This window comes from Pseudomonas sp. GW821-FHT03C07 (assembly GCF_059420925.1).
In genome coordinates this window covers 120,643-140,465 of sequence record NZ_JBWKUQ010000005.1, presented here as the reverse complement: position 1 = coordinate 140,465, position 19,823 = coordinate 120,643, and the positions used below count along the sequence as shown (strand labels likewise).

The 19,823-nt window shown below is 59.8% G+C and carries 16 protein-coding genes and 2 pseudogenes; 11 read left to right on the top strand and 7 right to left on the bottom strand.

Going from position 1 to position 19,823, the window contains the following annotated elements:
* Positions 1 to 2: 2 nt before the first annotated feature.
* Positions 3 to 1,049, bottom strand: coding sequence for a LysR substrate-binding domain-containing protein (locus tag AC07VG_RS12330; protein WP_495021238.1), 1,047 nt, complete (start codon positions 1,047 to 1,049; stop codon positions 3 to 5).
* Positions 1,050 to 1,137: 88 nt separating this feature from the next.
* Between AC07VG_RS12330 and AC07VG_RS12325 the strand changes: the two genes are divergently transcribed.
* The 8 genes and pseudogenes from AC07VG_RS12325 to AC07VG_RS12290 form a co-directional block, all read left to right on the top strand.
* Positions 1,138 to 1,800, top strand: coding sequence for a class I SAM-dependent methyltransferase (locus AC07VG_RS12325; protein WP_495021237.1), 663 nt, complete (start codon positions 1,138 to 1,140; stop codon positions 1,798 to 1,800).
* Positions 1,797 to 3,335 (top strand): class I adenylate-forming enzyme family protein, encoded by a 1,539-nt coding sequence (locus AC07VG_RS12320; protein ID WP_495021236.1) that lies wholly within the window; start codon positions 1,797 to 1,799, stop codon positions 3,333 to 3,335. The genes AC07VG_RS12325 and AC07VG_RS12320 overlap by 4 nt, the downstream gene beginning before the upstream one ends.
* Positions 3,325 to 4,110: an alpha/beta fold hydrolase gene (locus AC07VG_RS12315; protein ID WP_495021235.1), complete on the top strand. Its 786-nt coding sequence runs from the start codon at positions 3,325 to 3,327 to the stop codon at positions 4,108 to 4,110. The genes AC07VG_RS12320 and AC07VG_RS12315 overlap by 11 nt, the downstream gene beginning before the upstream one ends.
* Positions 4,104 to 5,549: an MFS transporter gene (locus AC07VG_RS12310; RefSeq protein WP_495021234.1), complete on the top strand. Its 1,446-nt coding sequence runs from the start codon at positions 4,104 to 4,106 to the stop codon at positions 5,547 to 5,549. The genes AC07VG_RS12315 and AC07VG_RS12310 overlap by 7 nt, the downstream gene beginning before the upstream one ends.
* Before the next feature lie 8 nt (positions 5,550 to 5,557).
* Positions 5,558 to 6,343 carry a 3-oxoadipate enol-lactonase gene (gene pcaD / locus AC07VG_RS12305; RefSeq protein ID WP_495021233.1) on the top strand — a complete coding sequence of 262 codons (786 nt, stop codon included), beginning with the start codon at positions 5,558 to 5,560 and terminating at the stop codon, positions 6,341 to 6,343.
* A 47-nt stretch (positions 6,344 to 6,390) separates the two neighbouring features.
* Positions 6,391 to 7,737, top strand: a complete 1,347-nt coding sequence (locus AC07VG_RS12300) for a short-chain fatty acid transporter (RefSeq protein ID WP_495021232.1) — start codon at positions 6,391 to 6,393, stop codon at positions 7,735 to 7,737.
* 31 nt (positions 7,738 to 7,768) lie between these two features.
* On the top strand, positions 7,769 to 8,071 hold the full coding sequence (locus tag AC07VG_RS12295; protein WP_495021231.1) for a YciI family protein: 303 nt from the start codon (positions 7,769 to 7,771) through the stop codon (positions 8,069 to 8,071).
* A gap of 105 nt (positions 8,072 to 8,176) precedes the next feature.
* Positions 8,177 to 8,862: pseudogene (locus AC07VG_RS12290) on the top strand (IS110 family RNA-guided transposase); the annotation flags it as partial.
* A gap of 229 nt (positions 8,863 to 9,091) precedes the next feature.
* Here the strand turns inward: AC07VG_RS12290 and AC07VG_RS12285 are convergent.
* The 3 genes from AC07VG_RS12285 to AC07VG_RS12275 form a co-directional block, all read right to left on the bottom strand.
* Positions 9,092 to 9,595: a DUF934 domain-containing protein gene (locus AC07VG_RS12285; protein ID WP_495021230.1), complete on the bottom strand. Its 504-nt coding sequence runs from the start codon at positions 9,593 to 9,595 to the stop codon at positions 9,092 to 9,094.
* Positions 9,592 to 11,265 (bottom strand): nitrite/sulfite reductase, encoded by a 1,674-nt coding sequence (locus AC07VG_RS12280; protein ID WP_495021229.1) that lies wholly within the window; start codon positions 11,263 to 11,265, stop codon positions 9,592 to 9,594. Before AC07VG_RS12280 ends, AC07VG_RS12285 begins: the two co-directional genes overlap by 4 nt.
* Before the next feature lie 276 nt (positions 11,266 to 11,541).
* Positions 11,542 to 12,474, bottom strand: coding sequence for a LysR family transcriptional regulator (locus AC07VG_RS12275; protein WP_495021228.1), 933 nt, complete (start codon positions 12,472 to 12,474; stop codon positions 11,542 to 11,544).
* Between the two features lie 121 nt (positions 12,475 to 12,595).
* On the opposite strand from AC07VG_RS12275, the gene AC07VG_RS12270 reads away from it, so the two are divergent.
* Positions 12,596 to 12,841: a DUF2790 domain-containing protein gene (locus AC07VG_RS12270; RefSeq protein ID WP_495021227.1), complete on the top strand. Its 246-nt coding sequence runs from the start codon at positions 12,596 to 12,598 to the stop codon at positions 12,839 to 12,841.
* Between the two features lie 20 nt (positions 12,842 to 12,861).
* Here the strand turns inward: AC07VG_RS12270 and AC07VG_RS12265 are convergent.
* From AC07VG_RS12265 to AC07VG_RS12255, 3 genes and pseudogenes are all read right to left on the bottom strand, one after another.
* Positions 12,862 to 13,254, bottom strand: a pseudogene (locus tag AC07VG_RS12265) (methyl-accepting chemotaxis protein); the annotation flags it as partial.
* 500 nt (positions 13,255 to 13,754) lie between these two features.
* Complete coding sequence (locus AC07VG_RS12260; RefSeq protein ID WP_495021226.1) at positions 13,755 to 15,023, bottom strand: OprD family porin; 1,269 nt, start codon at positions 15,021 to 15,023, stop codon at positions 13,755 to 13,757.
* Between the two features lie 99 nt (positions 15,024 to 15,122).
* On the bottom strand, positions 15,123 to 16,466 hold the full coding sequence (locus tag AC07VG_RS12255; protein WP_495021225.1) for an aromatic acid/H+ symport family MFS transporter: 1,344 nt from the start codon (positions 16,464 to 16,466) through the stop codon (positions 15,123 to 15,125).
* Between the two features lie 693 nt (positions 16,467 to 17,159).
* On the opposite strand from AC07VG_RS12255, the gene AC07VG_RS12250 reads away from it, so the two are divergent.
* Both AC07VG_RS12250 and AC07VG_RS12245 read left to right on the top strand, forming a co-directional pair.
* The gene (locus AC07VG_RS12250; protein ID WP_495021224.1) at positions 17,160 to 18,638 is read left to right on the top strand and encodes a benzaldehyde dehydrogenase; all 1,479 of its coding nucleotides are present in this window, start codon (positions 17,160 to 17,162) and stop codon (positions 18,636 to 18,638) included.
* 19 nt (positions 18,639 to 18,657) lie between these two features.
* Positions 18,658 to 19,782: an NAD(P)-dependent alcohol dehydrogenase gene (locus tag AC07VG_RS12245; RefSeq protein ID WP_495021223.1), complete on the top strand. Its 1,125-nt coding sequence runs from the start codon at positions 18,658 to 18,660 to the stop codon at positions 19,780 to 19,782.
* Positions 19,783 to 19,823: the final 41 nt, after the last annotated feature.

Genomic DNA, 19,823 nt, shown 5'->3' with positions numbered 1-19,823 from the left:
ATTCAGTGTGCGTTGGCCGCAGCCTGGATCATCCTCGAGACCTCGCGCAACAAGGCTGTTTCACTGCGTTGGCGATGCCAGATCAGGGCTGCCGTGCGAGCGACGCCGGGGTTGAGGATGGGTAGATGCACCAGTTGCGGATCCACCCTTAGTTTGTGTTCGAAGTGCACTGCGGCGACCGACGAGTTCAACTTCACCACCTCCAGCATGCACTCAATAGAACTTAACTCCATCTGGATATTGTCAGCGATCCGCGCCCCGAGTAGCTCATCGATCAAGTGCCGGGAATGATAACGAGAAGTTTGCACCAACAGATTAATCTCACTCAACTCGGCAGCTTCGATAGTGCCCTGGCCGGCCAGGGGGTGAGCGGCAGCCACGGTCAATACCAAGGCTTCCGAGAATAACGGCTCAGCAATGAAATCACCTTTGAAGGAGTCTAAAAAAGAAACCCCCAAGTCTATTTCCCCCTCTTGCAATGCCGTGGAAATTTCACCGGCGGACAGGGCTTCCGCACTGATACTGATGTTCGGGTAACGCTCCCCCAAGGCGGCAAGTACCGGAGGCAATAAGCTGTTTATATAGGTGCTGATACCGCCGATGCGTAACTGCCCCTGGGCCAGGGAGTCGATGTTACGCAAGGCCAGGGCGCCATCTTCTACTTCTTTCAAGGCCCGAGTGGCATAGTCGAAGAAGGATTTTCCAGCAGCGCTGAGTTCGACACCGCGACCCACCCGGTCAAAGAGTTGAACCTCCAGGAAGGACTCCAACTGTTTCAACTGATGGGAAAGTGTTGACTGTGTGACAAACAAGGACTCCGCCGCTTTGGTCAAATGCTGAAACTTGGCTATGGCCAGAAAGTACCGCAGATGTCTTAACTCAATCATAATTAATCGCTGGTATCGATGGGTTTGATGGGAATATACCATTGGTTGGACGCCCCGGAGCATCGTTATATTTTGCCTTACTACGAAATATTTTCCAGGAGGGAAAGTAACGATGAACATGGCCCTAAAAAATACAAAAAAGACTGACACGCTGTTTTCCAAGCAATCTGATCATTACGCGGCTTTTCGATTCGACTACCCTGTCAAACTCTATGAGTTCATCCGAGCACACAGCCCTGGCACGCAACAGGTGTGGGATTGCGCAACCGGCAACGGCCAGGCGGCCATCAACTTGGCGACGACCTTTGAGCATGTGACGGCCACCGACGTCAGCGCAGAGCAAATCAAGCGAGCCCCCCGAGTAGCCAACATTAGTTTCCAGGTGCTGGCAGCCGAAGACGCCCGTTTCGCTCCCTTGCAGTTCGACGCGGTCTGTGTGGCCCAGGCTATCCACTGGATAGACACCCCGAGCTTTTACGCCCAGGTCGACCAGTGCCTGGTCAGCGAGGGATTGCTGCTGATCATCGGCTATGCCTTCAACGAGCCGTTGACCCCGGCCCTGGACCAAGTGATCAACGACTTCCAGTTCGGCCTGCTCAAGGACTTCTGGCCGGCCCAGACCGAGGTCCTGTTCGCCGGACTCAAGGACCTGCCCTTTCCTTACCCGCGCTTGCCGACCCCGGAACTGCATATCCAGCGCAGCTGGAACCTGGAGGACTACGTCAACTACATCAGGACCTGGTCCGCGACCCAGCTCTACATCGATCAGCACGGCATCGACCCTTGCCCCGAACTGTCCGAGCGCTTGGCCGCAGCCTGGCCCGAGGACCGGGAATACCTGGACTTCCAGTGGCCGCTGTTTGTCCTGGCGGGAAACAAACCCGCACACCAGCACCAGGACTTCACCCTATGAACGTGAAAGATGTCCTTCTACAGGCGGCACAGGCCTTCGGCAAGCGCCCGGCGGTCAGCGATGGGCAGCGCAGCCACAGCTTTCAGCAGGTCTGGCAACGCGCCTGCCGCTTGGCCAACGGCCTGCTGGCCTGGGGCATCGAGCCGGGAACCCGAGTGGCGGTGCTGGAAGACAACAGCGTCGAATCCCTGGACGTACTGGTGGGGCTGGCCATCGCTGGAATCGTCCGGGTGCCGCTGTATGCCGGCAGCGCCCTGGCGATCCAGCAGAACATTGTCCAACACACCCACTGCCAGTTGCTGATCACCTCGCCGGCCCACGTCGACACCGCCAGGGAGATGCAACGGCAAGACCCCACCCTACGGTTGCTGACCTATGGCGCCAGCTATGAGGCCTGGCTTGCGGGCGAGGCGGACGACGCGCCGAACATCGACGTAGCAGAGGAGGACCTGTTCATCATCCGCCACAGCGGCGGCACCACCGGGGTGCCAAAAGGCGTACCCATCAGCCACAGGACCTGGCTCTATTCGATCTACGAGTGGTCATACGGCCTGCCGCCGCTGCAGGCCGGGGACGTGTTCCTGCAGGTCAGCCCGCTGTCCCACGGTGCCGGTTACCTATTGCTACCCACCTGGATCGCCGGGGCCTGCACCTTGGTCAGGCCGGCTTTCGACGCCGCCGACTGCCTGCGCTGCCTCACCGAACACCGAGTCACCCACAGTTTTATCGGCCCCGCCGACCTCAACCTGTTGACCCGCCTGGCCGCCGCCGCAAGCGAGCCGCCCCTGGTCCGGCTCAAGGCCCTGATCACCGGCGGCGCGCCACTCGCTGAAGCTACTATCCGCCGTTTGCGCGAGTGTTTCGGCGAGGTCCTGTATCAGTATTACGGCCAGGTCGAAGCCGGGATCATCAGCGTGATGCTGGCCTCGAACCTACATGACTTGGCCCCAGGCGATGGCCGCCTGTTGTCCTGTGGCCGGCCTCGTCACGACGTGCAGGTCTGCGTGCTGGATGACGCCGGCCAAGTGCTGCCTCACGGCCAGATTGGGGAGATTGCCATTCGCGGCCAGGGCGTGATGCCTGGCTATTGGAATAATCCGCAGAAAACCGCGGACAAGTTCCATAGGGGTTGGCTGCTGACTGGCGACCTCGGCCGCCTCGATCAGCAGCACTACCTCTACCTGCTCGATCGCAAGGAAGAAATGGTCGTCAGCGCGGGGATGAACATCTATCCGGTGGAGGTGGAGAACGTGCTCATGGGCCATCCTCAGGTCCTGGAGGCGGTGGCATTCGGGGTACCCGACGCCAGCAGCGGTGAAGCCTTGCAGGCGATCTGCGTCCTGCGTCCGGGGGCCGACACCGAAGACCAGGTCTTGCGCGAGCTGTGCCGCCAAGCCCTGGGCGAGTTCAAGACCCCGAAACACATCGTCCTGCAACACGAGCCCTTGCCCCGCAGCGCCGTGGGCAAGATTCAGCGCCGGACCATACGCGCCACCTGGTGGGGCAACACGGAGCGTTTTATCCATGCCGTCTAAGCACATAGCCTGCACGACAGATGCATTCTCCCTGGATTTTGTCCTGATACCCGGCGCCGGCTTCGGTGGCTGGGTCTGGCGCGAGGTCGCCAGCCTGCTGCGCGGAGAGGGCCATCGGGTATTGACCCCGACCCTGGCCGGGGTCGCCGAACTCCAGGACTCGATCGACGCCGAGGTAGGTCTCTACAGCCACGCCAGGGAAATCGTTGCCACGGTGACGGACAATCGCTTGGAAAATCTGGTGCTGGTGGGCTGGAGCTACGGCGGTGCCGTAGCGGCAGCGGCCTTGCCTGAACTGTCCAACCGGATACGCTCGGTGATTTTTCTCGACGCTTTCCTGCCCCTGGACAACAGACCGCTGCTGGAACACCTGCCCGCCGCCCTCAGGCCCCTGCTCATGACGTGGCAACGTGAGCGCCTGGGAGCGACGCTCAAACTGGGGAGCGCCGACTGGTTCGGTCTGGACGACCCAGCCCTGCGTATCGAAGTCGAGCAACGCCTGAGCGCCCATCCGGGTCGTGCGTTCTTCGAGCCGTTGACGCCCGTGGACCTTAGCCGGGACCTGGCCTACAGCTACATTCGCTGCAGCCAGTTCCCCTTTAGCGCTTTCGACCTCGCCCTGGAGCAGGCCCGGGGCAGCGGCGTGTTTGCCAGCCGCTGCCTGGCCACCGGGCACCTAGCCATGCTCACCCACCCACGCCTGCTAGCTCAGGCCCTGCTTGAACTGGGCGCAAGGGAGCGGGAAAACTTCGGACAGCAGGTGCGCCAATGCTGACACCGGAGCAGGCCGTGGCCCAGACCGGGGCCAGACGCTGGCTGTGCCTGGCGATCCTTCTGGTGGGATCGTTCCTGCCGCCCCTGGACTACTTCATCGTCAATATCGCCCTGCCCTTTATCAAGGCCGACCTGAGGGCCAGCGATGGCCTGATGCAGGCGTCGGTGTCGATCTATGCCGCAGCCTTTGCGCTCTTCCTGATCCTCGGCGGGCGCTTGGGGGACAGGTACGGACCTCGGCGGATTTTCATCCTTGGCATGCTCGGCTTTGCCGCCGCCTCGGTGGCCTGTGGCACCGCCAGCAGCGATCTGGGGCTGGTCCTGGCGCGCTTCGTCCAGGGCCTGTTCGCCGCCATCATGGCCCCTCAGTCCCTGGCCCTGATCCATGCCAATTTCAACGGCAAGGACAAAACGCTGGCCCTCTCTCTGTATGCCTCGATTTTCGGCCTGGCCTGCCTGGTGGGCCAGGGCGCAGGGGGCCTGCTGATTGCCGCCGACATCGGCGGACTGGGCTGGCGCAGCCTGTTCCTGATCAATGTACCGATCGTCTTGCTCTGCCTGCTGGCGGCGGCGCGCCTGCTCAACGAATCCCCACGCCACCAGCCACTGGCCCTGGACATCGGCGGCTGTGCGCTGTTCGCGGGGTTCCTGCTGCCGCTGCTGACCTGCCTGATCGAAGCGGTGCCCCGAGGCTGGCCCTGGTGGTCGTGGCTGGGGCTGGCCCTCAGCGCCTTCAGCCTGGGCCTGTTCGTCACCTGGGAAACCCGGCTCAAGCGCAACGGCGGCACCCCTTTTGTCGACCTCGAGATCTTTTGCCTGCCGGCGTTGTTGCCCGGCTTTCTGGCGCTGTTCTGCTTCTACGCCATTTCGCCGTTCTTTCTGATTTATGCCGACTATCTGCATTCGGGTTTCCAACTTGGCCCAGCGGCGGTGGGAGCGCGGATCCTGCCGTTCGGCGCGGGCTTTTTCCTTGCCGCCCTGGGCAGCGCCTTTCTTGGCCAGCGCCAAGGTAAACCTGGGGCCCTGCTGGGCTTGAGCCTGCAGGCCGCAAGCATGTTGACAGTGGTCCTGTGCGTCGGCAGCGGACGCCCAGATCTGCTGTACATGCCCCTGGTCTTGCTTGGCGCCGGCCAAGGCTTCGCCCTGCCGGCCATGGTCGGGGTCGTCAGCGACACCCTCAACCGCCACCAGGCGGGCATGAGCGCCGGGCTGATCAATACCGTCCTGCAATGCAGCTCGGCGTTTTTCGTCGCCAGCATCGGCGGGGCGTTCTTCGCCGTAAAGAACCACCTTCCCGGCGCTATCGGGCTCTCCCAGGCCCTGGTCGCCGCCGCGCTGCTGATTCTGTTGTGCCAACTGCTGGCGCTGTGGCTGATCCGTCTCGCCATCGCCCGACAAACCGCCAGCGCCCTGGCGCCCGCTACACCTAACGTCACCTAAGGAATGTTATGCCCTTCGCTCAAATCGCCGGCAATCGCCTGCACTACCAACTGGAGGGAGCGGCCGAGGCGCCAGTCCTGGTGCTGTCCAACTCCATCGGCATCGGCCTGGAAATGTGGGCGCCCCAGGTCCAGGCCCTGGCTCCGCACCTGCGGGTGTTGCGCTATGACACCCGTGGACACGGCGCCAGCACCAGCAACCAGCGGGCGACCTCTATCGACGACCTGAGTGATGACGTCGCGGCGCTGCTCGACCACCTCGACATCCGCAGCGCGCACTTTTGCGGCCTGTCCCTTGGCGGGATGACAGGCCAGTCCTTTGCCTTGCGCCATCCCCAACGCCTGCAGCGCTTGGTGCTGTGCAATACCTCGGCGCGCATCGGCAGCCGGGAGGGCTGGAGCAAGCGCATCGACCAGGTCCGCGATGTGGGCCTGGCACGACTGGCGGCCACGGTGGTGCCACAAATCTGGCTGCGTCCGGAGTGGGCCCTGGCCCACCCCGCCAGTTGCCAGGTGATGGTGGACCTGGTGGGCCGCAGTGATCTCCAGGGATACATCGACTGCTGTCAGATCCTCCGGGAAACCGACCTGAGCCGCGGTATCCAGGCGATCCGCGCGCGGACCTGGGTGATCTCCGGACGCCACGACCTGGCGGCCACCTTGGAACAGGGCCAAGCGCTGCAACAGGGCATTGCGGGGGCCCGCTTCAGCGACTTCGAATGCGCCCACCTAGTCAATTGGGAATGCACCAGCGCCTTCAACGAGCAACTGCTGGCGTTCCTCAGCGCGCCCTGAAAGTCCCCTTTACAAGCTCCGAACCTGCATAACAATAAGGAAAAACCATGAGCAGAATCACTTCATTCTTTACCGAACTGATGCGGCGTTATCTGCCCGATCCGTTTGTATTCGCCATCGCCCTGACCTTTCTCGCGATCTTTCTCGCGGTGGTGGTCGAAGACGTGGCCCCGCTGGACTCCCTGATGCACTGGGGCGACGGCTTCTGGAACCTGCTGGCGTTCACCACCCAGATGGCGGTGATCCTGGCCATGGGTTATGTGCTGGCCACCTCGCCCCTGGTAGACCGCCTGCTCAATGCCATTGTGGTGCGGGTCGGCACGCCGCGAATGGCCATTATCGTGGCGACCCTGGTGGGCGGGGTTGGCAGTTACCTGAACTGGGGCTTCGGCCTAGTGGTCGGCGGCATCGTCGCGCGCAAACTGGCGCTGCACGTCCGCGGGGTGCATTACCCCTTGATCATCGCCGCCGCCTACAGCGGCTTCACTCTTTACGGCCTGGGGCTGTCGGCGACCATCCCGGTGCTTATCTCCACCCCTGGGCATCCGATGCAGAAAAGCATGGGCCTGATAGGCCTCGGCGAAACGATCTTTTCCTGGCCAATCTTGCTCACTGCCCTGGTAGTGTTGGTGACCTTGCCTCTGCTGAATGCAGCGCTGCACCCCCGGCAGGGGGAACAGGTGACCCAGATCGACGCCAGCCAGTACGCCGCCAAGGATGAAAGTGGTCAGGGCGTGGACGGGCTGTTCGCCGACAACACCCTGGCCACCCGGCTCAACAACAGCACACTGCTGAGCTTGGCGGTGGGCCTACTGGGTCTGGGCTACGTGGCCTTGAGCTTTTTCCGCGGGGCTAACCTCGATCTGAACAAGGTCAACTTTCTGATTCTGTTCCTCGGCATCCTGCTGCTACGCACCCCGGCCCAGTACATAGCCAAGCTCAATGAGGGTATCAAGACCATCACTGGGATCATACTCCAGTACCCCTTCTATGCCGGGATCATGGCGATCATGGCCGGTTCGGGTCTGGTGGACAGTGTCTCCAAAGTCTTTGTCGACGTGGCCAACCAGCAGACCTTGCCTTTCTGGGGCTTGATCAGCTCGTTCCTGATCAACTTCTTCGCCCCTTCCGGCGGCGGCCACTGGGCGATTCAGGGACCCTTCATGATCGAGGCTGCCCGAGCCCTGGACAGCTCGCTGGCCCAGACCTCCATGGCGGTGATGCTGGGCAACGCCTGGAACGACCTGGTGCAGCCGTTCTGGATCCTCCCGGCCCTAGCCCTGTCCAGGCTGAAACTCAAGGATGTGATGGGCTACACCGTGATCTGTATGTTCTGGGTCGGTGCCATCTACATCTGCACTGTCCTGCTGTGGGGGTACCTGGGCCACCCGTGAATCCCGGCTCATCATTTTCAGGAGTCTGCGTATGCCATTTGTAATCGAAACATGGGACAAGCCTGGCAGCCAGGCGGTCCGGAGCCGACACCGGCCCAGCCACCTAGAGTACCTAGACCGCCACGCGGCGCTGTTGATCGCTTGCGGGGCCAAGTTGGATGACGATGCCAGCGAGCTGGGCGGCGGGCTCTACATTGTCGAATTGGACACCCGCGAACAGGCACAGGCATTTATTGAGGCCGACCCGTTCTACCAGGCCGAGCTGTTTCTCAAGGTGCAGATCACCCGCTGGCGAAAAAGCTACGTGGCCGGCAAGAATCGGCTGACCCAGTGACCCGGCCCCAATAGGCGGCCCGGGCAGCCACAAAAATCTATGGCCCCCCCCACACCCTGCGAGGGCTACGCTTTTGCAGCGTGTTTTGTTTTTGGGGCCATCATCATGAGCGAGTCCGCACTGATCGGTATCGATCTCGGCGAACACAGTTTCCACCTGCACAGCCAGGATCAATCGGGCCAAGAGGTGTTTCGCAAAAAATGCTCGCGTGCGCAGATGATGCAGTTCTTCGGCAATCTGCCAGCCTGTACCGTGGAGATGGAAGCCTGCTCCGGCGCGCATTTCGTCGCTCGCCAACTGGCAGTCATGGGGCATACGACCAAGCTGATTTCCCCGTAGTTCGTACGCCCCTTCGTCAAGCTAACAAGAATGACTTTGTAGATGCCGAAGCCATTTGCGAGGCGGCTTTGCGCCCATCGATAAGCTTCCTCTCACCTAAAACCGAAGCGCAGCAAACCCTTTCCGTCCTGCATCGCATGCGTGAGTCACTGGTACGTGATCGAACCAAAACCGCCAATCAAATGCATGGTTTCCTATTGGAGTTAAGCATCAGCCGGCCCAAAGGCCTGGCGATCATGAGGCGTTTGACCGAAGTATTGGCCGAGCATGAGTTGCCCATTCGAATGACGGTATTGTTGCAGCGCCTGCATGATCACTTCATCTATTTCAATGGACAGATCAAGGCGCTGAATAAAGAGCTGGCTATGGAAATGGGCCATGGCCAAGAGTACGGAGGCAGTCGCGATTTTGCGGCGTCTGTTGGCCGAGTGTCCAGACAGTACAGCATCGGCACAATTTCGTAAGTTAGCAACGATCCAGTGACTGGTCCGGTGAACTACGAAAATCCGTTCTAGTGGGTGCCGAACTCTTTGGCCATGACAAAGCCAGAAACCACAGATGTACTCTGGCAGGTGAACCGGCATCGACGCACAGCGGTGCCCTTTCCCCGAAAACTTGCATGCAGCAGGTTGGCATCATCGGTCATGCCATTTCAAACCAGGGAATCGGGCGCATCAAGGTTCAGCGGCGCCGAAACAGCGGCCGGGGTTCGATCACGGAACGCCCATACATCACGCTCATTCCGGTCAGCCCTTTAAGGGCATCTTCAGGGGATTTGTCTTCACGCACAGCAAAACTGTTGAAGCCGCACTGGCGCATATGACTGAGCTGATCTCGCAGCACGTCCCCAATGGCACGCAATTCACCCTGCCAGCCCAGCCGCGTACGCAGCAGATAAGCTTGACTGTAGCCACGTCCGTCGCGAAAGCTGGGGAAATCCAGGGCGATAAGTGGCAATACATCCAGCCACAATTCGAGACTTTCCAAATCATCATCGGGTTCGAGCCATATGCCATCCCGGCTCATTGCCTGCTGCTGGTTCTCCTCACGCTGCTGACGCCAGCGAGCCAGTGGCAGAATCAACGGACCGGCCGGAAGCTCACCCTCATTATCACGGATCAAAGTCCATTGATCATCCAGGACATGTCGCGCACCGCCTTCGCACCATTTCAGCAAGTTGTTCATGCCAGGGTCTCCGAATGCTTGGGGTAGACCCGCTCCTTAAACGGCTCGATACCGATGCGGGAGAAGGTGTCGATAAAGTTTTCCTCGACTTCGCGATAATCGACGAAAGTGTCGACGATGCACTCGATGACATCCGGGATTTGCTCGGCGCTGAACGAGGGGCCGATCACTTTGCCCAGTGTCGCGGCTTTTCCCTGAGCCCCGCCGAGGGTGATCTGGTACCACTCCATGCCATTTTTATCGACACCAAGGATGCCAATATTGCCGATGTGGTGGTGGCCACAGGCATTCATGCAACCGGAAATGTTCAGGCTGAAATCGCCCAGATCATGCAGGAAGTCCAGGTCATTGAAGCGCGCCTGGATCGCTGCGGTAATGGGTAGTGAACGTGCATTGGCCAAGGCGCAAAAGTCCCCGCCAGGGCAGGCAATGATGTCAGTCAACAAGCCGGCATTGGCCACCCCCAGTCCATGCTCGCAGGCCAGCGTCCACAGCGCTAGCAAGTCGCTTTTGCGCAAATCCGGTAAAATCAGGTTCTGCTCATGAGCGATACGTATCTCACCGAAACCAAACAGCTCTGACCAGTCGGCCACCGCCTCCATCTGCGCAGCCGTCAGGTCGCCGGGCGGTGTGTCCGCACCAGGCTTTGTCGACAGCACTACACTCACGTAGCCGGGAACTTTATGCGCCTGGGTATTACGCGAGACCCAGCGGGCAAAGTCAGGGAAAGCCATCAACTGACTGCCAAAATCCAGTTCGGTATCACTCAGGGATTGATACGCCGGTGCGACAAAGGCGCGGGCGACGCGCTGGTACTCGGCCTCAGTCAATTGTGCCGGGCCGTCCTTGAGGTGCTGCCATTCCTCCTCCACTTCCTTGGCAAAGGCGTCTATGCCCAGGGCCTTGACCAGAATCTTGATCCGCGCCTTGTACTTGTTGTCGCGTCGGCCGTGGCGATTGTAGACACGCAGCACCGCTTCGACATAAGACAACAAATGCTCCCAGGGTAGGTCCTCACGAATCTGCTGAGACAAAATGGGGGTGCGCCCCAACCCACCGCCGACCATCACCCGTAGGCGCATATGGCCCGTTTCATCGGCATACAGGTACAGGCCGATGTCGTGCATCATGATAGCCGCACGATCCTGTTTTGCAGAACAGATAGCAATCTTGAACTTGCGCGGCAGGTACAAAAACTCCGGGTTGATCGTCGACCACTGGCGCAAGATTTCGGCCAACGGTCGCGGATCCATCAGTTCATCGGCCGCAACCCCGGCGAAGGCCTCGGTGGTGATGTTGCGCACGCAATTACCTGAGGTCTGGATCGCATGCATATCCACTTCGGCCAAGTGCTGCAGAATCTCAGGCACCTGATGCAGTTCGATCCAGTTGTATTGCAGGTTCTGCCTAGTGGTGAAGTGTCCATAACCACGATCATAGGCGCGAGCGATTCGCGCCAGGGTCCGCAACTGCCGCGCTGCCAGGGTGCCGTAGGGAATTGCGACCCGTAGCATATAGGCATGCTTCTGCATATACAGGCCGTTTTGCAAACGCAGAGGCAAAAATTCTTCTTCGCTCAAATCGCCCGATTGAAAGCGTTCGACCTGATCGCGGAACTGCTCCACACGCTCGAGCACCAGTGCACGGTCGTAGTCGTCGTATTGATACATGCTCGGGACCTCATCAGTGCTTGCCCTCTCGCACGGGGCAACTTCGATGGGCACCAATATGCGCTCCCGGTGATACGTGTAACAGATTCAGGTCAAGCATAAAAAACCAGATCAGATCAGAGCAGAACAAATCCAGTGCGTTGGTAGGTACGAGAACTCAATCTGATCTTCTTTTAAAAGGTTTGGTGATGCTGTTATTAAGCTATTTGCAACAGACTTTTGCTCATGCTCGCGGCCATCCCAGGTCGAATCAGTGCGAAGCTTTAGGCTTCGACCTCAAGCCCAGTGCCGTGGATCGCTCATCACCGCCTCGTGCTCGGCGAACAATCGCGGTAACTCGGCCTTGAGAAAGTCCACCCAGGTCCGGACCTTGGCATCGAGAAAGCGCCGCGACGGGTACAGTGCATAGACATTGCGCTCACGCGGACGATAAGCCGGCAGCAAGCGCAGCAGCGTGCCGTCACTCAACGACCGCGTCGCGGTATAGAACGGCAGCAGACTCACGCCCATGCTGGCCTCGCAAGCCTTGACCATCGACTCGGCGACATTACACTGAAAGGTCTTGGCCGGGCTGACGCGCTGTTCACCCTGCACGTCATGGAACACCCATTGATCGCTGTACAACGGATCGAGCATGCGCAAACAGCGATGATCGTTCAGCGCCAGCGGACTACCTGGCACACCGTGGCGTTGCAGGTAATCCGGGGCGGCGCAGGGCACGCTGTAAATCTGCCCGATGACCTGGGCGACAAATTGCGAGTCGGCCAATTCATGAGCAATCGAAATCACCACGTCATGGCCTCCTTCCAGTGGATCTGGATTGCGCTGCGACAAGCTCAGCTCGAACACCACGTCGGGGTAGCGCTCGGAGTATCGGGCGATCAGCGGGGTGATCAACACACCCAGGCCATGCATGCTGTGAACCCGCAGCCGACCGCTGGGTTTGAGATGAGCGCCACGAGCTTCGGCAGTGGCCTCCGCCATCTCTTCAAGGATTTGCCGACTGCGCAGCAAAAAGCGCTCACCGGCCTCGGTCAGGCTCAACCGCCGGGTGGTGCGTTGCAGTAGGCGCGCCTGCACATGCTGCTCCAGATCCGCGACCAATCGGGACACCTGCGCAGTCGAAAGATCGAGCGCGTCGGCAGCAGCGGTAAAGCTGCCGCAGTCCACCACGCGGACGAACACCCGCAAGTTATTGAGCAGATCCATAAGCCCTCCTCGGGCGCTGACTGTTGCGTTTCATGTAAGGCTGCATCAGGTGTTCGCCCCTTTATCGGTAGCGGGCAAGGAATAGACTTCAAGCATCAGCACACACACGGAGCACACTCAAATGAAAACCTTGATCAGCCTGTTTCTGACTGTTGTCGCCAGCTCTGCCCTGGCCGCCGGCAACGAGCCCGCCGCAGCCAGCGCGTACAACCCGGCGCAGCCACTGGACATCGCCAAGGTGGTTTCAGTGACAAACACCGCAACCGCCTGCGAAGTCGTGCCGGCGACCATGGTCTATGTCGATCATCAGGGGCAAACCCACCGTGTGACCTATCAGGTCATGGGCAACTGCACGAGTGATCTGTGATCAATCGCGCAGCGCACAACTCAGACGACCATTCGTTTTGCCTGCACGGCCAGATCATGCAGGCCGGCCAAGCGCGCCATGATGCGCTCGACTACCTCGACCCTGGCCACCGCACCGCTTTGCAGTTCGCCCATTGACTGCAGCGCCACCTCGGCTTTTTCCAGGCCCAGACGCGTTGAACCGGACAATTGCTCGATACCCTGACGAGCGTGCTCGGCTGACTGCTCCAGACCCGTCGCGATCTGCCTGATCTGCGCACTGGAGTCGGCCGCCTGACGCGACAGGGTGCGCACCTCATCCGCCACCACCGCAAAGCCCCGGCCATGGCTACCTGCCCGAGCCGCCTCGATGGCTGCGTTCAACGCCAACAGATTGGTCTGACGGGAGATGTCCTGAATGCTGCCGACAATCGCACCGATGCGCATCGACTGGCTGCCGAGTTCGTCGAACACTTGATCCAGACGCTGCATGTACAGGTTCAAGTCCCCCAGCACGCTCGCCGAAGACTGCATGCTCAGCGCACTCGCCTTTACCCGTTCGCCCGCCGTGCGTGCCAGTTGATTGGCGAAACGCATATCCTCCTCGGTTTGCAGCACGGACTCGGTCAACTGCTCCAGCGTGAGCTGCATGACCGCGCCCGGCCATTCGCGCTCCGGTTGCACTGGAAGTGCTGGGATTTCAATCAGCGCCACATCCGCTTCGGGAGCCGTCCACTCAGGCGCATGTATAGGCGCCAATACCGCCGTCGGTTGGCGATGGTAAAGCGCGGCGGCGAACAGCAACGCAAGGTTGATCCCAGCGGCCAGCAGCAGCCGTCCGCTATCGCCGCCGGCCAACACCAGCGCTCCCACACCGGCGATCATCAGCAACAAACCCGCGCCGATCTTGCGTGGTTTACGTTTTTGCACGTCAGTCATAGCAGAGTCCATGTGTAACTGAGGATCAAGCGATTTTCGTCGATATCACTGCGGTAGTTGGAACGCGCCATCGCGTTGCGCACGCGTATCCCCAGACCTTTGAGAGTACCGCTCTGGAGCACATAGCCAAGATCGAGATCGCGCTCGCGGTCCTTGCCCTCGTAGCCCTTGCCGGTATCGACGTTGTTGCCAGTGATGTAACGCACGGTGCTGGTCAGCCCCGGCACGCCGAGGGCGGCGAAATCGTAGTCGTAGCGCACCTGCCAGGAGCGTTCATCGGTGTAGGCAAACTCGTAGGTCGGCACCTCGTTACCCAGCGGCGAGATGTTGGCGAAGACTCGTGGGAAGGCGCTGTCGCCGTACATGCCCTGATAACCGGCATAGAACGTGTGACCGCCACGCTTGGCCGACAGCAAGGAAAAGAACGCCCGGTTGTCGATGTTGCCGAGCAATTTTTTACCGTCTTCGTGGGAGTCGTAGTAGCCCAGGTTGGCACCCAGGACCCAGTCGCCCAACGGTTCACTGTGCTTGAGGCCGAGGAAGCGCTGATTGTAGATATCTTCCAGTTGCCCGTACCAGGCGCTGACCGAGGTGCGTTTGTCGTTGAAGGCGTAATCGGCGCCCGCAAAGTTGAAGCCGTCACTGCTGACCTGGAGTTGCGGCACATGACCGAGCATGGCCTGCATCTTTTGCTCGCCGGATTCGTTACGCAGGCTGGTCGAACTCAAATGCCCGGCCTGCAACGTCAGACCATTGATCTCGCTGGAGCTGATACTCGCGCCCTGGTAACCGGGCGGCAGCAAACGTATGTCGCTGAAGGCCAGCACCGGCATGTCAGGTTGCAACTCACCGACTTTCAACACCGTCCTGGAGTAACGCAGCTTCAAGGCCCCAGCCAGACGACTGTAATCATCCGCTGCGCGCCCATTGCGCTGGACCGGCAACAATCCGGTATTGACCCGGTCCGGACTGCTGTCGAGCTTGAGACCGAGCAGCCCGATGACATCCACACCGACACCAACTGTGCCTTGGGTGTAACCGGATTTGACATTTAGGATAAAACCTTGGGCCCACTCCTCGGCCTTCGACTGTTTGTTGGCCCCGACGATGTCGGAGAAATCCCGGCTGAAGTAGTAATTGCGCGCCTGCAAGGTGGCGCTGGTGCCTTCGATAAAGCCACCTTCCGCAGCCATCAAGCCACTGGAAAAACCCCAGACGACCGCCAGGGACACCACCGAACCGCTTGTGGGGAAAATCTGTTTCATCGTTGTTCTCTTATTTTTATTGATCGACAGGTTGGTGTGCGCCACTCGCAGCGTTTCGGCGCGAGTGGTGAAGCCGGACGCTCGGCAGCAGGGAGAGGTTCAGGCGTTGGTCGGCGCCAGCGCCTGGGCAACACGTTTGCTGCTGCGCTGACTGCTGATGGCGAACACGCTCATGGCGATGGCGGCGACCGCCCCCGGCAAGGCAAACGCCATGAAGTTCAGTGGCAGCGGCAGACTGATCCCCAGCAACGCACCGCCCAGCAGCGGGCCGACGATGGCCCCGTTACGGCCAATACCCGAAGCCCAGCCCAAACCGGTGGAACGAATGGCCATGGAATAGAACTGCGCGGCGCAGGCGTACAACAGGATCTGCGAGCCGATCGTGGTGGCGCCGGCAATAGCGATCAGCAGATACAGCACTGGCGTCGGGCTGTTGAAGCCGAGCAAGGTGATCGACACGGCGGCGATGGCGAAGAACACCGCCAAGACCCGCGGCAGGTTGAGTTTGTCACCCAAGACCCCGCCACCAACCGCGCCGAATATTGCGCCGAAGTTCAGCACCAGCAGGAACGACAGACTCGAACCCAGGCTATAACCGGCGTTGGCCATCAGTTTCGGCAGCCAGGAACTCAAGGCGTAGACCATCAATAGGCAGCAGAAGAACGCCAGCCACAGCATCAGCGTGCGCACCGCCCGGCCTTCACGGAACAGTTGCAGAACCGGGGTGCCAGAGCCCTTCACTGCCGTCATATGCAGTTGGTCGCTGGCTTGCGCGATATACGCCGGGTCAACGCGCTGGAGAACGCTACGCGCCTCTTCATCGCGACCCTGACGCAGCATGAAACCCACCGACTCAGGCAGGCAGTACATGATCAGCGGCAACAAGAGCAACGGCAGAATCGCCACGTAAAACACCGCCTGCCAGCCAAAACTCGGAATCAGCACGATACCCAGCCCGGCCGAAAGCATACCGCCCACCGAATAACCGCTGAACATGATTGCCACCAGTGTGCTGCGGATTTTCTTCGGTGCGTACTCGTTCATCAGCGCCACGACGTTGGGCATCACCCCGCCAATCCCCAACCCGGCGATGAACCGGCAAAAGCCAAACTCGGTGGGGTTGCTGGCAAAACCGTTGAGCACGGTAAAACCACTGAAGAGCATCACGCATAGGGTGATGGCTTTTTTGCGGCCTATCTTGTCCGACAGCGGGCCGAAAAACAGCGCCCCGAACATCATGCCGAACAGTGCATAGCTGCCCAACGCCCCGGCCTGCAAAGGACTCAACCCCCAGTCCTTCATCAGCATCGGCAACACCACGCCGTAGATCACCAGGTCGTAACCATCGAAGATGATGATCAGGGCACACCAGAACAGCACCATCCAGTGAAAGCGGTTGAAGCGTGCGTTGTCGATAACCTCATGTACGTCGATCGTGCGCATGGCATCTTTCTCTTGTTGTTGTTTTTTTAAGAGCATCGGTAACGCGGTAAACGTCCGTACAGCTGAGGGTAGGGACGCCGGGCACGCGTCGATATCCGATTTGCGCAGATCGCTATCCGTTTTGTGCAGTGCCCTGAATCGGGTTTTGGAGGAAAATTGCTGAACGCTTGCCGTGAGGAAGACTCGGCAGAGAGTGTTCTTCACCGACAAACTGTCTGTTTTGCGATCGCATTCGGACGCTAAGCTTGGCCTATGGATGACTCAGATTATTTGCACCTACTGACCATCGCAGCCAAGCAAACCAACACGTTCGAGGGCGCGCAACCTGACGCACCTGGTGCTAACGAAGCACGGACCTGCAAGTCAGTGCTCAATGGTCGCGGCCCCTGGTGGCACTCGGGGACGCCTCATATGAGTCAGTCGTTGCCGAAGAAGCGGTGGGATCGACTTGGGTGACTGAGGCAATCACTTTCATTGCCCAACGAGTCGTATCCATTGTCCAGATACTGACCACTGTCCTCCCCCTCCTCTGTCCAGAATCTGAACAATCGCCCTTCGAGCACCTCGAAAAACACTTCAAATACCGATGTCCGTAGCTCGCAAGAAGCTGGCACGACCTCTGCTATGTGCTTTCCATCGCAGTCGATGACGACTGGCCCAAAATCAGAAGATCAAAAAAGAGGGATACACACGATGAGTAACACATCCTTGCCTGCCAAATTTTTACCCACTGAACTCTGGAACGAGCGCCTGTTCACCGGCACTTGGGAGGCTGGCCCCGTCGCAGCCACGCAAGTACTCGAACCTGCCACCGGCAACCTCTTGGGTTACGTCGCCAATGCCAATGCCGCTCGAGTGGCTGCTTCGGCCAAAGCCGCTAGCGCTGCACAGATCTCCTGGTACCAGCTGCCTTACGACGAGCGCGCGGCGTTGTTCCGTAAAACCGCACAAATCGCCGAACAACACTTCGCGGCTATTGTTGACTGGCTGGTGCGCGAAAGCGGTTCAACCCGCGCCAAGGCAGCGTTCGAAACCAGCATCAGCATCAAAGTTCTGCACGAAAGCGCTGGTCTGCCCTCGCGCAACCAAGGTGAAGTGTTGCCTTCGACACCGGGCCGTCTGAGCCTTGCGCGCCGCCGCCCACTGGGTGTGGTGGGAGTGATCTCGCCATTCAACTTCCCTCTGTATCTGGCCATTCGGGCGGTTGCTCCGGCACTGGCAACAGGTAACGCCGTCGTACTCAAACCAGATCCACGCACGGCGGTATGCGGCGGATTTGTGATTGCCCGGTTGTTTGAACTGGCGGGGTTGCCTGCAGGCTTGCTGCACGTATTGCCTGGCGGTGTCGATGCCGGGGCCACGCTGACTAGTGATCCTCACGTGGCAATGATCCAGTTCACCGGCTCGACCGCTGCCGGGCGCAAGGTTGGCGAAGCCGCAGGTCGTCATTTGAAAAAAGTTTCGTTGGAGTTGGGCGGTAAAAACTCATTGATCGTGCTTGATGACGCCGATATCGATCTGGCCCTGGCCAACGCCACGTGGGGCGTTTACCTGCACCAAGGACAAATTTGCATGTCCACCGGTCGGCTGCTTGTACAACGTGGCATCTATGACCACTTCCTCGAACGCCTGGTGGTCAAGGCCAAGAGCCTGACGGTCGGCGACCCCGCCACCAGCGAAGTACACCTGGGGCCGCTGATCAACGCCCAGCAGCGTGATCACGCTCACCGCGTAGTACAAGCCGCGCTACAAGCCGGTGCGACGCTGGAAGCAGGTGGTGGTTATGAAGGGCTGTTTTTTGAGCCGACTGTGCTCGGCGGCGTTACCCGTGAAAATCCGGCCTTCAACGACGAAATTTTTGGCCCTGTTGCCGTGCTCGTGCCTTTCGATACCGACGAAGAGGCTGTTGCTCTGGCCAACGACACGGAATATGGCCTGTCTGCCGCGGTGCTGTCCCGGGATGTTGGTCGCGCACTCAAGCTCGGCGAACAACTGCGCGTAGGGCTGCTGCACATCAATGATCAGACGGTTAACGACGAAGTCATCAATCCGTTCGGTGGTGTGGGCGCATCAGGCAATGGCACCAGCATCGGCGGCGCAGCCAACTGGGAAGAGTTCACACAATGGCAATGGCTCACCGTCAAGGGTGAAGCTCCAGCCTACCCGTTGTAAAACCTGGAGAACAATAATAATGAGCACAACTGTCTACCGTCCTATTACCGCCGCGGTCACTCGTGGAAAAGGTGCCCCCTTCACGCTGGAGCCTGCACAGATCCGCAATCCACGGGGCGATGAAGTATTGGTGCGTATCGTCGCCACCGGCATGTGCCACACCGATATGATCGTCCGGGATCAATACTACCCGGTGCCGCTGCCTGCAGTACTGGGCCATGAGGGCGCTGGAGTCGTGGAAGCCATCGGCCCACTGGTCAAGGGGCTTCAAGTGGGTGATCACGTGGTGATGAGTTATGGTTATTGCGGCCATTGCTTGTCCTGTGGCAGTGGCCACACCGCGTATTGCCAGGACTTTTTCGGGCGTAATTTCAGCGGGGCCGATCCACAGGGTGAAAGTGCCTTGCAGGACAAGGAAGGAGCGCGCCTGAATGATCACTTCTTTGCCCAGTCCTCCTTCGCCACGCTGGCCCTGAGTCGGGAGAACAACGCAGTTAAGGTGAGCCGCGAAGCACCGTTGGAGTTGCTGGGGCCACTGGGCTGCGGTATCCAGACGGGGGCAGGAGCAGTGATCAACTCACTCAAGGTGACTCCCGGTAGCAGCTTCGCCGTCTTCGGCGGTGGCGCGGTGGGACTAAGTGCAGTGTTGGCAGCCCGGGTCGCGGGGGCCACCACGATCGTTGTGGTCGATGTCGTCCCTTCGCGTCTGGCGCTGGCTACCGAGTTAGGCGCGACTCACGTGGTCAACAGCAAGGACGCCGATCCGGTGGCATTTATACGCGAAGTCACCGGTGGCGGTGTCAATTTCGCCCTTGAGTCCACGGGGCACCCGACAGTACTGCGCCAAGCCGTCGATGCACTGGGTAGCCGCGGTAGCCTGGGGGTGGTGGGTGCACCGGCGCTAGGTACCACCGCGGAGTTTGACGTCAATGACCTGCTCTTGGGAGGCAAGACAATTCGGGGCATCGTTGAAGGTGACAGTGTGCCGCAGAAGTTCATTCCCGAGCTCGTCTCCCTTTACCTGCAAGGGCGTTTCCCTTTCGACAAGCTGGTGAAGTTCTACAGTTTTAAAGACATCAACCAGGCGGCTGAAGACAGCGAAAAAGGCATCACTCTCAAACCGATCATTCGCATCGGCAACTGAGTAACAGCCCCGGAGCGCATGGCACTCCGGGGTTTCTCTAA